This window comes from Millisia brevis NBRC 105863 (genome assembly GCF_001552615.1).
Lineage (GTDB): Bacteria > Actinomycetota > Actinomycetes > Mycobacteriales > Mycobacteriaceae > Millisia > Millisia brevis.
Window position 1 is genome coordinate 57,411 of the sequence record NZ_BCRN01000001.1, and the last position, 12,684, is coordinate 70,094.

Below are 12,684 nucleotides of genomic sequence, written 5' to 3' on the forward strand. Positions count from 1 at the left end.
CAGCCCACGGGCCTTCACGAAGGAGTTCCACCCATGACCGACACCAGCTTCGGCACCGAGGTCACAGCCAGGGCCGCGCAGTCGGGCGCCAACGCCTCCGCCCGGTTCCGCGAACGGATGTCAACGGCGGAAACCCACACGGCGGCAATCGATACCGCCCGTGTGGACTACCTGGCATCCAAGGTCGTCAAGAGCATCAACGACATCATTCTCGACGACAAGGTCAGCTACGAGGAGTACAACGCCCTCAAGACCTGGCTGATCAAGGTCGGCGAGGACGGCGAGTGGCCGTTGTTCCTCGACGTGTGGCTCGAACACTCCGTCGAGGAGGTCGCCAGCTCCCACCGCAAGGGCAGCAAGGGCACCATCGAGGGCCCCTACTACATCGGCGGGTCACCGGAACTGGCGTGGGACGGCACGATCCCGATGCGCGACGACGAGCCCGGCACACCGCTGCTGTTCGCCGGGCAGGTCCGCGCCGTCGACGGAACCGCCTTGGCGGGAGCCAAGATCGAGCTCTGGCATGCCGACGACCTCGGCTTCTACTCACAGTTCGCGCCGGGTCTGCCCGAATGGAATCTGCGCGGCACCTGGATCGCCAACGCGGACGGCCGCTACGAGATTCACACCCGTCGACCGGCGCCGTATCAGATCCCGACCGACGGGGCCTGTGGTCAGCTCATCGCGGCAGCGGGCTGGCACGCTTGGCGACCCGCGCACCTGCACCTCAAGGTCAGCGCGCCCGGGTACGAGCTGATCACCACGCAGCTCTATTTCCCGGGCGACCCGCACAACGAGGACGACATCGCCTCGGCGGTCAAGCCGGAATTACTGCTCGACCCCAAGGATGATCCGTCCGGCGACGGGCTGCGCGTCGACTACGACTTCGTCCTCGACCCCGAGGTGTAATCGCCGCGCACCACTGATCGGTCCGGAGCGGCGTCGCTCGATCGCCGCTCCGACCGCTCGTTCTACGTTGCCTCCAGATGTTCGATGATCGCAGGAGTAATCACCTGCGGCTGTTGCGCATTGGCCAGGTGAGCCGCCTCGGGGACGACCAGCAGACGCGCGCCGTCCACCCCGGCCACGATCTGTTCGAGCCTGCTCGGCGGGGTGGCGAGATCATCCGCGCCGACGATCGCGAGCGTCGGCACCTTGATCGCCGAGAGGCCTTCGCGCAGATCGAGTTCGGCGATCGCCTCACAGCAGGCGGCATACCCCTCGCGCGACGTGGCGGCGACCATCTCCTCGAAGTGCCGCCGTTGCTCGGGCTCGGCCTCGAGGTAGGGCGCCGTGAACCAGCGTCCGACGACGGCCTCGGCGATCGCAGACGCGCCGTGCTCGCGGACGGTCGCCGCTCGGTCGGTCCATCCGGTGGCCGGCGGCAACTGGGCCGCCGTGCACAGCAGCACGAGTCGGTCGACGCGCTCGGGGTTGCGCATCGCCACCCGCATGGCCGTCATTCCGCCGAGCGAGAGTCCCACGAGGTGGCAGTCGGCGATCCCGAGACGGTCGAGAAGCGCGATCACGTCGTCGGCGAGGTCGTCGATGGTCGTCGTACCCGTGGGGACCGGCGACGCCCCGTGGCCGCGGGTGTCGTAGCGGATCACCCGGAATCGCTGCTCGAGGTCGGGCAGTTGCGCGTCCCACATCCGCCGATCGGAACCGAGCGAGTTCGACAGCAGAACCGTGGGACCGTCGGTTCTGCCGGTCACCACCGCGGCGACCTCTACAGCACTCATCGGGCGCACCCCGAGCCCACATACATCGCTCCGGTCATGCGGCTGGGCCGTATGCGAAGGGGAAGCAGCGATATCGGGACACCGCGCTCGATCTCGTTGTGCGCGTGGCGCCGCCCGCGTGAAGATGCCATGCCGTTCAGGGTAGGTAGGGACGCCGGTTCGAGGGAAATACCGATCTCGGCGGGATTATGACGATCGGGTTATCAAACGACACGCAGGTCTCGTGGCTGCCGCAGCCATATCGATCGGGGTAGCGATGCCGGGTTCGGCATCTGCACAATCGTTCCCACCGCTGGACCCGGAACCTTCCGGCGCCATGAGTTTGGGTTCCACTTTGGTGGGTTCGGCGGAGTTGGGAAGGATATGGGTGCGGCCCCACTCCCAATAAGTGGTCGCTGAATTGCATCCGAGGCGGAGTGTGTCGAAGTAGTTGGCGGCGTACCGCACTCGAGTTCCGAGACGCAGCCCCGGCGGACGGGCCGGTGGGCGCAACCCGCAGGACCAAGTGGCCCGCGCTGGTCGCCCACTTTGCTCCACCCCGACTGTCCCGCTCGACGGCTGGGCGCTGTGCAATCATTCGCGCCACAGCTATGCCATGACAATTATTGTCGCGACACCTCTGTGGCGCGGATGATTGCACACTCACCCGGCGCCCCGGCTCGGAACCGGTCGGACCGCCGACCACCTCGACAAGCTCGGCTAGTCGACCGGTAGTTGCCCTCCGGGAAGCACCCCGCGGCCGGCCAGGCCGCAACAGTTGAGGCTCGAGCAGGGCGGTCGCGGTCCGGGCGCCGAATCACTTCGCCGAGTGGAGCACCGCATCTACTGCCGCATAAAGCGTTTCGGTCTCCCGGTGCAGGATCGAGTCGTCGGCGGGTAGCGCTCGGACGATCGAGAGCCCGGTGCATACGGTGCCGAGGAAGTGCACGTGCGTGTCGATGTCCTCGTCCCGCAGCGCGCCCTCCTGTGCCAGGACGGTGAGCCAGTGCCGCAGGTGGCGATCGCCCTCGTTGGTCATCGCCTTGTAGGTGCGGCGCGCCTCGGCGGTCGGTTCGGAGACGATGTACGCGTCGAAGACCTTGACCCAGGCCCGGCGCGCGGGCTCCCCCACCTCCGGCGCGAGGATCTGTCGCAGGCACCGGACGAGACGGTCGCGAGCCGGCAGCGAGCGGTCGTGGATGATCTCCTCGTCCGAGGTGACGACCGAGTAGATCGTTTGCATCACCGCGTCGTGCAGGGCCCGCTGGGTGGGGAAGTGATGCCGCAGCGAACCCATACTCACCCCGGCGCGCGCCGCCACCGCCCGCACGCTGAGCGAGGAGGCCGGATCTTCGCCGATCATCTCGCACGCCGCGATCAGGATGCGCGCCCTCGTGTCCGGGGGTTGCGTGCCGCTCTCGACCACCTCGGCACCCCCTCCCGGGATCGACATACCTGCGTTAGCACACTGTGCTACCGTGGCGAAGGTACCACCAGCACAGCGTATTGGTCAGCCGACGCTCCCAACGAAGGGAGCGCCGCACCCGCCGACACCACCTGTGAAGAGGACACCCATGGGCCTGCGCCTACCGCGAGCCACCCCTGTCGCGGCGATGCTCCTGGTGGCCGGTGTCGTCGCCGGGTGTTCCACCTCTGCGACACCAGCGACGCCGACGGAATCGGCTGCCCCGGCGGCCGATCCGGCCGAGTTGGTGTGGGCCACCTGCCCGGAAGGGGTAGAACCCGCCGACGCCGAACCGTCCGGGCTGCGGTGCACCACCGTTTCGGTGCCGCTGGACTATGCCGATCCCGATGGCACGCGGATCGACCCGATGATCTCGCGACTGCCGTCGACCGATCCGGACCGGCGACGCGGCGTCCTGCTGCTCAATCCGGGCGGACCGGGTGGAACCGCCCTGGACCAGCCCACCTTCCTCGCCACGCAGGGGCTGTCGCAGGATGTGCTCGACAGCTACGACCTGATCGGCATGGACACCCGCGGTATCGGCCACTCGGCCCCGATCACCTGCGGATTCACCAATGGCGATGCCTACCAGGGCAATATCCCACCGTATCCGATCGACGATGCCGCCGTGGTCGAGCGGGCGACGGCCGTCGAGCAGATCGCCGACCGGTGCGCGGCCAACGACACCGACGGGCGCCTGCGCCACATCACCACCGGCAACATGGCGCGCGATCTCGACCGCATCCGCGCCGCCCCCGGCGAGGACACCGCAAGCTACCTCGGCTACTCCTACGGCACCGCCCTGGGCGCCGCGCATACCTCGATGTTCCCCGATAACACCGACCGCGTGGTGCTGGACAGCAATATCGGCGACACCCACCTCGATCGGGCCGGCCTGCGCCGCTACGGCCTCGGGATGGAGGAGACGTTCCCCGACTTCGCGGCATGGCCGGCGGAGCGGCGCGACCATACGTCGAGTGGCCCGAGGATATTGCCGACTATCGGCAGGCGGTCGCCGAGGATCGCGAGCGATACCCACTCTTCGGCGCGGAGGCCGCGAACATCCTGCCCTGCGCCTACTGGCACCACGAACCCGCCGAGGGATCGATCCCGGTCGACGCGGACGGCCCGACGAATGTGCTTGTCGTGCAGAACCAGCGGGACCCGGTCACCCGCTGAGCGGCGGCCGGATGATCAACGACGCGTTCGGAGATCGTTCCCGCCTGCTGGAGATCGACGGCAGTGGGCACGGCGGATTCGTTCGAGACGGCAACCCCTGCGCCGCGGAGACGGTCACCGCATTCCTGGTCGACGGCACGATGCCGGAACAGGACGTCACCTGCGAGGCCGTCTGACCGTCGGCGCCGAACGAGACCCACACAAGGCCAGCACAGTGTGCTAGCACAGTGTGCTACCGTGGCGTTTGTATCACCAGCACAGCGTATTGGTCTGCTGACATCCCCTCGTCGGGAGCGGGCTGCGCTGCCGGGGCGACACCGTCGCACCCGACATCACCTGCGAGAAGGACCCTCATGAGACTCCGATTGTCACGATCGGCCCCCGGGGCGGCCCTGCTGCTGGCGGCCGGCCTCGTCGCCGGGTGCGCCCAGGCTCCCGATCCGACCGCACCCACTCTCTCGTCCAGGACCACCGAATCGGCCGCAGCGGCTGCCGATCCGGATGAATTGCTTTGGGCGGCATGCCCCGAGGGCATCGAACCGGCCGATGCCGCACCCTCCGGGCTGCAGTGCGCCGACGTGACGGTGCCGCTGGACTATGCCGATCCCGACGGCACGCAGATCGACGTGATGATCTCGCGACTGCCGGCGACCGACCCCGCGCAGCGGCGCGGCGTGCTGCTGCTCAACCCGGGCGGGCCGGGCGGTTCGGGCTTGGACCAGCCGCTCTTCCTCGCCGGACGCGATATTTCGCCGGAGGTGCTCGCCGCCTACGACCTGATCGGCATCGACACCCGCGGCGTCGGACAGTCGGCGCCGATCAGCTGCGGCTTCACCAACGGCGATGCCTACAACGGGAATATCCCCCCGTACGCGGTCGACGGGGCCGCGGTGGCCGAGCGGGCGCCGATCGTGGAGGAGATCGCGCAGCGCTGCGCGGCAAACGACACCGACGGGGTGCTGCCCCACATCACGACCGCGAACATCGCCCGCGACCTCGACCGCATCCGCGCCGCCCTCGGCGAGGACACCGCAAGCTTCCTCGGCTACTCCTACGGAACCGCCCTGGGCGCCGCGTATACCTCGATGTTCCCCGATAACACCGACCGCGTGGTGCTGGACAGCAATATCGGCGATACCCACCTCGATCAGGCCGGCCTGCGCCGCTACGCGCTGGGCATGGAGGAGACCTTCCCCGACTTCGCACGGTGGGCCGCCGACCGCAACGATCAGTACCAGCTGGGGCAGACCCCGGAGGAGGTGCGCGCCACCTACGTCGAGCTGGCCAACCGCTTCGATCGGGACCCACTCGGCCCGCTGGACGGCGCGACGTTCCGACTGAGCACCTTCGCGTCGCAGTACCACGTCAACCTCTACCCGGACCTCGCCGATGCGTGGCAGGACGCGCGCAGCCCGAACCCCGACCTCGCCGTGCCGGGTCCCGCTCCGGATCCGGCGGCGTTGCGCCCCTTCGACAACGCGTGGTCGGCGTTCCTGACGGTGACCTGCAACGACGTCGAGTGGCCCACGGATGTCGCCACCTACCAGCAGACGGTCGAGCAGGACCGCGAGCAGTTCCCGCTCTACGGTGCGGCGTCCGCCAATATCCTGCCGTGCGCCTACTGGCCGATCGAGCGCACCGCGGGCCCGGTGCCGATCAACCGGGACGGGCCGACCAATGTGTTGGTCGTCCAGAACCAGCGCGACCCGGTGACCCCGCTGCGCGGCGGCGAGCTGCTCAACGACGCGTTCGGTGACCGCGCCCGGCTGCTCGAGGTCGACGGCAGCGGACACGGCGTCTACGCCATCGGCACCAATCCCTGTGCGCAGGAACTGGTCACCCGATTCCTGGTCGACGGCACGATGCCCGAACAGGACGTCGTCTGCGAAGCGGTCTGACCGGGCGGCAGGCCCTGCGTTGGTGTCACCGCCCCAGGCCCGCGATCCCGGCGATGGTCAGACACAGCAGGGCCTGCGCGCCGACGACCACACCGAACCCCGTTCCCATCGATCCGGAATGGGCTGTCACCGTGGTGAACACGTAGCCGAGGACCGCCACCCCCAGGGCCAGGGCGACCTGCTGGGTCGTCGACATCACGCCGCTGCCGAATCCCGCCTGCGACGGCGGCACCTCGGACAGGGTGAGGGAGAACAGCGTCGGCGCCACCAGTCCCTGGGCGAAGCCGGCGAGGGTCAGCAGCACCCCAAGGGTGACGAGGCTCGGCTCCGGCCACCCGTGAAAGACCTCGAATGCGCTCGCCGCCAGGGTGATCGCCATCGCTCCGGATCCGAGGGCGATCAGCGGCCGGCGTTCGAACCGGGCCACCAGGCGCGGGGTGAGCAGCGAGGCGGTCAGGAACGCGACCATCATCGGGGCGAGCAGCAGCCCGGCGCGCATCGCGCTCAGCCCGAGCCCGCGCTGCGTCATGACGGCGAAGGTGAACATGAAGCCGCCGAAGCCGGCGAAGAACAGCAGGCTCAGCAGCAGGCCCTGCGACATCGAGCGGACCGCGATCAGCGTCGGCGGCACCAGCGGCACCCGTCCGGCGGCCTCGACGCGACGTTCGTGCAGCACACAGGCCAGCAGCCATATCGGCGCGGTCGCGAGGATCAGCCATGCCCACCACGACCCGGCGCCCTCGGTCAGGGGGATCAGCAGCGCCAGCAGGCCCAGGCCGAGCAGCACGGTGCCCGCGACGTCGTGGCGGGCGGGGTTCGGCGAGCGGGTCTCCGGGATCAGCCGGCGTCCGAGGATCAGGCCGACCACGACAACCGGAATGTTGACCAGGAAGATCGACCGCCACTCGGAGCCCGCGATATTCGCCGAGACCAGCCATCCGCCGCCGACCTGTCCGACGATGGCGCCCAGACCGGCGGTGGCCCCGAACCAGGAGATGGCCCGCAGCCGCGGGGCACCGGTCAATGTCGCCTGGATCGTCGCCAAGACCTGCGGGGTGACCATCGCGGCGGCGGCTCCTTGTACGACGCGAGCCGCGACCAGCAGTCCCGCGGTCGGCGCGAGCCCGCAGAGCAGGGAGGCGATGCCGAACGCGGCCATGCCGATCAGGAAGACCCTGCGGCGTCCGATGGCGTCGCCGAGTCGGCCGCCCGCCACCAGCAGCAGGGCGTAGGTGATGCCATAGCCGGCGATCACCAGTTCGAGGGTGGAAGCGGATGCGCGCAGGGAGGATTGGATGTCGGCGAGGGCGACGTTGACGATGAAGAAGTCGGTCATCGACAGGAAAGCACCCATCAGCAGCAACAGGAGCGCGGGCGTGGCCAATGCGACCGGATGTCCGGATTCGCTTGTCTCGGATGGTGGGCCGACGGCCGAACGATCTGAGGTTGAGGTCATGCGGTCAGCGTGCGCGGGCCCGCACCCCGGTACCAGGAGTGCAGATATCCGGGTATCACCACCACCTGGATCCGACGCCGGCGGCGGAGCAGAATCGTCGTATGACGGCAGATGACCCGGACGCTTCGGCGGGGGCTCGGGCGGCGGGTGAGCTCCGGCGCCGGGAACTCGCGTCATTTCTCCGGTCCCGCCGCGAGCGTATCTCCCCCGCGGAGGTGGGCCTGCCGCAGGCCGGCCGCCGCCGTACCCCGGGATTGCGCCGCGAGGAGGTCGCGCAGCTCGCCGGAGTGGGCGTCACCTGGTACACCTGGCTCGAGCAGGGCCGCGCCATCCGGGTATCGGTGCAGGTCCTCGACGCGGTGGCCCGCACCCTGCACCTCGATCCGAGTGAACGCGAGCACCTGTACACCCTCACCGACGCCGGCCAACCCGAGCAGCGGCACCTGTGCGCGGCGGTCCCCGACCGGGTGCGCGCGGTGGTCTCCGCCCTGCCGTATCCGGCGAACATCGCCAATCCCCGCCGGGACATCCTGTTCTCCAACGACCTCTCCGCCCGGATCTGGGGGCCCTACGACGAGGAGGACCCCGACGGGCGCAATGTCCTCGTCCAGATCTTCGTCACCAAGAGGTGGCGTTCGGTGTCGATCGACTGGAAGGACTCCGCCACCACCCAGGTGTCCGAATTCCGCTCGGCGATGGCGACGCATATGGCCGAACCGGCCTGGACGCGGCTGTTGGATCGGTTGTTGACCGAATCGCCGGAGTTCGCCGAGATCTGGGCACGGCACGAGGTCGGCAGCGGGCAATCCCGAACCAAACTCGTCCGCAGTCGGGACGTCGGATTGTTGAAGTTGGACTACACGCATTTCTGGCTCGGGCCGACCAGCGATTTGCGGATGACGACGTACACCCCGGCCGACTCGACCACCGAGAGCCGGTTGGCGACGCTTCGCGAGGTCATCGCCGCCCGAGCGGCCTGATCACCCGGTACCCGGGCCGGCTGGTCGCCCGCTACCGGGCGGCCACTCCGATCAACTGGGCGGTCAACGCGGCGGTCAGCAGCGTTTCGAAACTGTCGGCCGGGTCGCCGAGACCCAACCGGTCGCAAGCCTGCCGGACGACGGCGGTCGGGGTGCAGAACGGCCACAGCCCCGCCACCAGTACCAAGGCGGACATCGCGGCGAACTCCGCCTGCTCGGCGGTCAGTCCGAGCGCCGCCTCGAACAAGCGGGCCAGGGCGCGATGATGCTCGACGGCGCGCGCCTTGAAGTCGACGGCCACCTCCAGCGGCACATTGCGTTCGAGCACCGAGTTCAGCGCGGCGGACAGCTCGCACAGCTCCGGCCGTTTCGCCAGGTTCGAGGCGATCGACGCGGCGACCGGGCCCGGACCGACCCCCGCCGGGAGCACCCGTTCGAGCTCCTCGAGCCATTCGCCCCAGAGGCTGTCGAGCAGATCGAGAAAGATCGCCTCGCGAGAAGGGAAGTAGTGCAACACATTTGTCTTCGACAGTCCGGACCGTTCGGCGATCCGCCGGATGCTGATGCCGTCGAGGCGCGACGTCGCGATCTCGGCGCGGGCAGCCTCCAGCACCGCCAGCCGACGTTGGCGAATCTGCTCCGGCCGTCGGGCCCGCTGAAAACTCGCGCCGACATTCACGTTTGACAAGATAGCAGACCGCAGTACCGTTATTAGCGGGACAGCGGTCCACTAACTGGAGGAGAAACCATGCCCGGCCTCACTCTCGACGTACCCGACCTCACCGGACGCCTCGCGGTCGTCACCGGCGCGAACAGCGGCCTGGGATTGGAGATGACGCGGCGGCTGGCCGGCGCCGGAGCCGAGGTGATCCTGGCGGTGCGCAACCAGCAGAAGGGCGAGGCCGCGATCGCCGACGTCACCACCTCGGTCCCCGACGCCACCCTGTCGCTGCGCCATCTCGACCTCGCCTCGCTGCGCAGCGTGCACGACACCGCGACCACACTCCTCGAGGAGGACCGGCCGATCGACATCCTGGTCAACAACGCCGGGGTGATGGCCCCGCCGACCCGACAGGCCACCGAGGATGGGTACGAATTGCAGTTCGGCGCCAACTATCTCGGCCACTACGCCCTCACCGTCGACCTGCTGCCCTTGCTCCGGGCCAACGGCGGCGCCCGGGTGACCACCATCAGCAGCCTTGCCGCCCATGCCGGCAGGCTCACCTGGGACGACCTGCAGAGCGCAGGCGGCTACAACCGGATGCGCGCCTACGGGCTCTCCAAGCTCGCGGACCTGGTGTTCGCTCGTGAACTCGCTCGACGCAGCGCCGCCGAGGGCTGGCGGATCATCAGCACCGCAGCACATCCCGGCGGCACGCGCACCAACCTGCTCGACGCCGGCCCGACCCTCGGCCGCGGCCGCCATCCCGTCATCGGCACGATCTTCGACCTCGGCAACCGGGCCCCCGGAATCCTTCAGGACGTTGCCGACGGCGCCCTGCCCGGCCTGTACGCGGCCACCAGTCCCGACGTCGCGGCGGACGGCTACTACGGCCCGACCGGCCCCTTCGAGGTCGGCGGCGGCGGTGTGCGTCCGGCCCGGCTGCCACGCGCGGCCCGCAACGATGCCGACGGCCCGCGCCTCTGGGAGGTATCGGAAGGGTTGGTCGCCGCGGCCCGCCGGAACGCGACAGCCACGGTGGCCGCCTCCTGATCGATCGGTCAGGGCCGGTGGTCGCCGAGGTCGAGCAGTTCCTCGACAAACCCACCGATACCGCGTTCCCGGTCGACGAGGTGGATCTCGAGAATCCAATGACATTGCCGCCCGGAGTGATCGAGCCGACGCATCGGCCGATCGCTACCGGGGGCGATATAGGAGCCGATCTCGTCGCCCGCGATCTTCTCGTGCGGGAACTCGCCGACGAGGTGTCCGGCGATCTGGCCGCCGAATTCCCAGCCCGCCTCCTGTGCGAGTTCGACGACGCGAGCGTAGAGCTGCGCCCCGGTGATATCGGGGTGTGCCTCGAAGTGTTCCCGGCCGGCGGCAAATACGGCCGGCAGCGCATCGCGGAGGCCGTGCTTGACCGGGTCGTCCCCCAACACGAAGGTGCGGCCGAAGTCGGCTTCCCATTGCTCGAAGATCGGACCGAAATCGCAGAAGACGATGTCGTCCTCCTCGATGAGTCGGTCCGGCGGATTCTCCCGATAGGGCTGCAGGGTATTGATGCCGCTGCGGACGATGCGCTTGTGCCAGAACTTGGTGGTGCCGAACATCTCGGCGGCGAGATCGCGAATCTCGTTGCTGAGCTGCTTTTCTCCGGCGCCGGGTCGCACCAGTCCGCGGTCGGTGATCGCGTCGAAGAGTTGAACCGCCTTGGTCTGCGCGTCGATCAGCCGCACGGCTCGGATGTCTTCGTCCTCAACGGGGGCAACCATCCCTCCAATCTACCAATCGGCCGCACCCGCAACCGCGTGCGAAGTCGGCGCATCCGGCGGCACCTGCCCGCCTAGTGCCCGGTATGTACCGCGGATGCGGTGGCGCGCTGTCGGCGCGGCGGTGGCGACCACCGCGCGAGCTCGTCGCGCCAGGTCCCGTCGGCGGCGGTCCCCGCCCAGGCGATGTACCCGTCCGGACGCACCAGAACCGCCGGGCCCCGATCGTCGCGGCGCAGCACCCGGACCTCCGACGTCGGGCCCGGGTCGTCACCGGCGGGGACCACGAGCACGAAGTGCAGGTCGGACTGCCGGTCGAGCATCAGGCCGGCGGCGGTCGGGATCATCGCCGCCCGCCGGCCGACAACGCCGGGACCGGGGTAGCGCACGGTGATTCCGGACAGTCCCGCGGCGACCGCCCGGCGGACCGCGGGCACCCGCAACGCCGCCCCGACGGCGGCCCGAGCCGGCCCTCCGATCCGGTCCGGCAGGGTGAACAAGCGCAGCATGGCGCCGCTGCGTCGCAGGACGCTACGACCGACGGGGTGACGCTCGCGCTGATAGCTGTCCAGCACCTCGGTGGGAGCGCCCGCCAGCACGTGGTCGAGCTTCCAGGCCAGGTTGGCGGCATCCTGAATGCCGGTGTTCATGCCCTGGCCCCCGGCCGGTGAGTGGACGTGAGCGGCGTCCCCGGCGAACAGCACCCGCGCCTGTCGGTAGTCGCGCAATTGTCGCTCGTCGCTGCGGAATCGCCAGGCCTGCTCCACTGTTCGGATGGTGACCCCATCGGTGCGGGTGCGCTCGAGCAGCCGACGCAGTTCGTCGTCGGTGACCGGCTCGTCCTCGGCCGGCTGCCGATGGCGATCCCACCCCATCGCTCGGTAGCGCCGGCCGTCCCCGTACGGGGCGAGGAAGGTGAACGCGTCCCCGCCGACCCCGATCGACAGGCCGTCCGGTGCCCCCTCGGCGACGACGTCGGCCAGGATCACCGACCGGATGACCGTGTGGCCGGGGAAGGGCAGCCCGAGCAGCGATCGAACGGTGCTGTGCGCGCCGTCGGCGGCCACCAGGTAGCGCGCCCCGAGCCGGGGGCCGGACTCGCCGCGGCGGCTCGTCTGCACCTGGACGCCGTCGCGGTCGAGTTCGATTCCGGTGACCTCGTGATCGCGCAATACGGTCGCGCCGCTCTGCCGCGCATACCGGTCCAGTTCGGTCTCGACCACATATTGCGGGACCACAAGAATGTAGGGAAACGGTGTGGGCAGACCGGACAGATCGACGCGGACGCCGCCCGGCACGTGCACGCGATCCTGCGGATGCCCCACCGCAACCACCGCGTCCGAGAGGTGACGCTGCCGCAGAACCTCCAGCGTGCGGGGCATGACGGCGAAGGCGCGGCTGCGCCGGTCGATGGTTGGTCTTCGCTCGACCACCGCGACCGATCGGCCCAGTGCGGCAAGATCTCCCGCCACGAGCAAACCCGCCGGACCTGCACCGATGACTACGATGTCGTATTCGTGCATTTTTCCTCCTCGCCTCTTTTCGGGCGTGA

At 69.2% G+C, this 12,684-nt stretch carries 11 protein-coding genes and 1 pseudogene; 6 read left to right on the forward strand and 6 right to left on the reverse strand.

Going from position 1 to position 12,684, the window contains the following annotated elements:
* The first annotated feature begins 33 nt into the window (after positions 1-33).
* Positions 34-909, forward strand: a complete 876-nt coding sequence (gene catA, locus MB1_RS00250; RefSeq protein ID WP_066902556.1) for a catechol 1,2-dioxygenase — start codon at positions 34-36, stop codon at positions 907-909.
* Between the two features lie 62 nt (positions 910-971).
* On the opposite strand, the gene pcaD is transcribed toward catA, so the two are convergent.
* Complete coding sequence (gene pcaD / locus MB1_RS00255; RefSeq protein WP_066902558.1) at positions 972-1,742, reverse strand: 3-oxoadipate enol-lactonase; 771 nt, start codon at positions 1,740-1,742, stop codon at positions 972-974.
* Positions 1,743-2,538: 796 nt separating this feature from the next.
* A complete protein-coding gene (locus MB1_RS00260) occupies positions 2,539-3,147 on the reverse strand; it encodes a TetR/AcrR family transcriptional regulator (RefSeq protein WP_245649998.1) in 609 nt (202 codons plus the stop codon).
* 406 nt (positions 3,148-3,553) lie between these two features.
* Here MB1_RS00260 and MB1_RS26390 point away from each other — a divergent pair.
* The 3 genes and pseudogenes from MB1_RS26390 to MB1_RS00270 form a co-directional block, all read left to right on the forward strand.
* A pseudogene (locus tag MB1_RS26390) lies at positions 3,554-4,093 on the forward strand (alpha/beta fold hydrolase); the annotation flags it as partial.
* Between the two features lie 283 nt (positions 4,094-4,376).
* Positions 4,377-4,541, forward strand: coding sequence for an alpha/beta hydrolase (locus MB1_RS27015; protein WP_439646915.1), 165 nt, complete (start codon positions 4,377-4,379; stop codon positions 4,539-4,541).
* Positions 4,542-4,718: 177 nt separating this feature from the next.
* Complete coding sequence (locus MB1_RS00270; RefSeq protein WP_066902562.1) at positions 4,719-6,263, forward strand: alpha/beta hydrolase; 1,545 nt, start codon at positions 4,719-4,721, stop codon at positions 6,261-6,263.
* Between the two features lie 25 nt (positions 6,264-6,288).
* On the opposite strand, the gene MB1_RS00275 is transcribed toward MB1_RS00270, so the two are convergent.
* Positions 6,289-7,719 carry an MFS transporter gene (locus MB1_RS00275; protein ID WP_066902564.1) on the reverse strand — a complete coding sequence of 477 codons (1,431 nt, stop codon included), beginning with the start codon at positions 7,717-7,719 and terminating at the stop codon, positions 6,289-6,291.
* 101 nt (positions 7,720-7,820) lie between these two features.
* Here MB1_RS00275 and MB1_RS00280 point away from each other — a divergent pair, with 101 nt between their 5' ends.
* Positions 7,821-8,699, forward strand: a complete 879-nt coding sequence (locus tag MB1_RS00280; RefSeq protein ID WP_066902566.1) for a helix-turn-helix transcriptional regulator — start codon at positions 7,821-7,823, stop codon at positions 8,697-8,699.
* A 31-nt stretch (positions 8,700-8,730) separates the two neighbouring features.
* Here MB1_RS00280 and MB1_RS00285 read toward each other — a convergent pair whose 3' ends face one another.
* Positions 8,731-9,378 carry a TetR/AcrR family transcriptional regulator gene (locus tag MB1_RS00285; protein ID WP_066902568.1) on the reverse strand — a complete coding sequence of 216 codons (648 nt, stop codon included), beginning with the start codon at positions 9,376-9,378 and terminating at the stop codon, positions 8,731-8,733.
* Between the two features lie 69 nt (positions 9,379-9,447).
* Between MB1_RS00285 and MB1_RS00290 the strand changes: the two genes are divergently transcribed.
* Positions 9,448-10,413, forward strand: coding sequence for an SDR family oxidoreductase (locus MB1_RS00290; protein ID WP_066902570.1), 966 nt, complete (start codon positions 9,448-9,450; stop codon positions 10,411-10,413).
* 8 nt (positions 10,414-10,421) lie between these two features.
* On the opposite strand, the gene MB1_RS00295 is transcribed toward MB1_RS00290, so the two are convergent.
* Together MB1_RS00295 and MB1_RS00300 are read right to left on the reverse strand one after the other, a co-directional pair.
* Positions 10,422-11,135, reverse strand: a complete 714-nt coding sequence (locus tag MB1_RS00295; RefSeq protein WP_066902572.1) for a M24 family metallopeptidase — start codon at positions 11,133-11,135, stop codon at positions 10,422-10,424.
* Positions 11,136-11,206: 71 nt separating this feature from the next.
* Positions 11,207-12,655, reverse strand: coding sequence for an FAD-dependent oxidoreductase (locus MB1_RS00300; RefSeq protein WP_084350543.1), 1,449 nt, complete (start codon positions 12,653-12,655; stop codon positions 11,207-11,209).
* Positions 12,656-12,684: the final 29 nt, after the last annotated feature.

Bases quoted from the DNA above. Each gene is read 5' to 3' on its own strand.
- MB1_RS00275 (WP_066902564.1), bottom strand. From the start codon at position 7,719: ATGACCTCAACCTCAGATCGTTCGGCCGTCGGCCCACCATCCGAGACA.
- MB1_RS00290 (WP_066902570.1), top strand. From the start codon at position 9,448: ATGCCCGGCCTCACTCTCGACGTACCCGACCTCACCGGACGCCTCGCG.
- pcaD (WP_066902558.1), bottom strand. From the start codon at position 1,742: ATGAGTGCTGTAGAGGTCGCCGCGGTGGTGACCGGCAGAACCGACGGT.
- MB1_RS00300 (WP_084350543.1), bottom strand. From the start codon at position 12,655: ATGCACGAATACGACATCGTAGTCATCGGTGCAGGTCCGGCGGGTTTG.
- MB1_RS27015 (WP_439646915.1), top strand. From the start codon at position 4,377: ATGATCAACGACGCGTTCGGAGATCGTTCCCGCCTGCTGGAGATCGAC.
- MB1_RS00295 (WP_066902572.1), bottom strand. From the start codon at position 11,135: ATGGTTGCCCCCGTTGAGGACGAAGACATCCGAGCCGTGCGGCTGATC.
- catA (WP_066902556.1), top strand. From the start codon at position 34: ATGACCGACACCAGCTTCGGCACCGAGGTCACAGCCAGGGCCGCGCAG.
- MB1_RS00270 (WP_066902562.1), top strand. From the start codon at position 4,719: ATGAGACTCCGATTGTCACGATCGGCCCCCGGGGCGGCCCTGCTGCTG.
- MB1_RS00280 (WP_066902566.1), top strand. From the start codon at position 7,821: ATGACGGCAGATGACCCGGACGCTTCGGCGGGGGCTCGGGCGGCGGGT.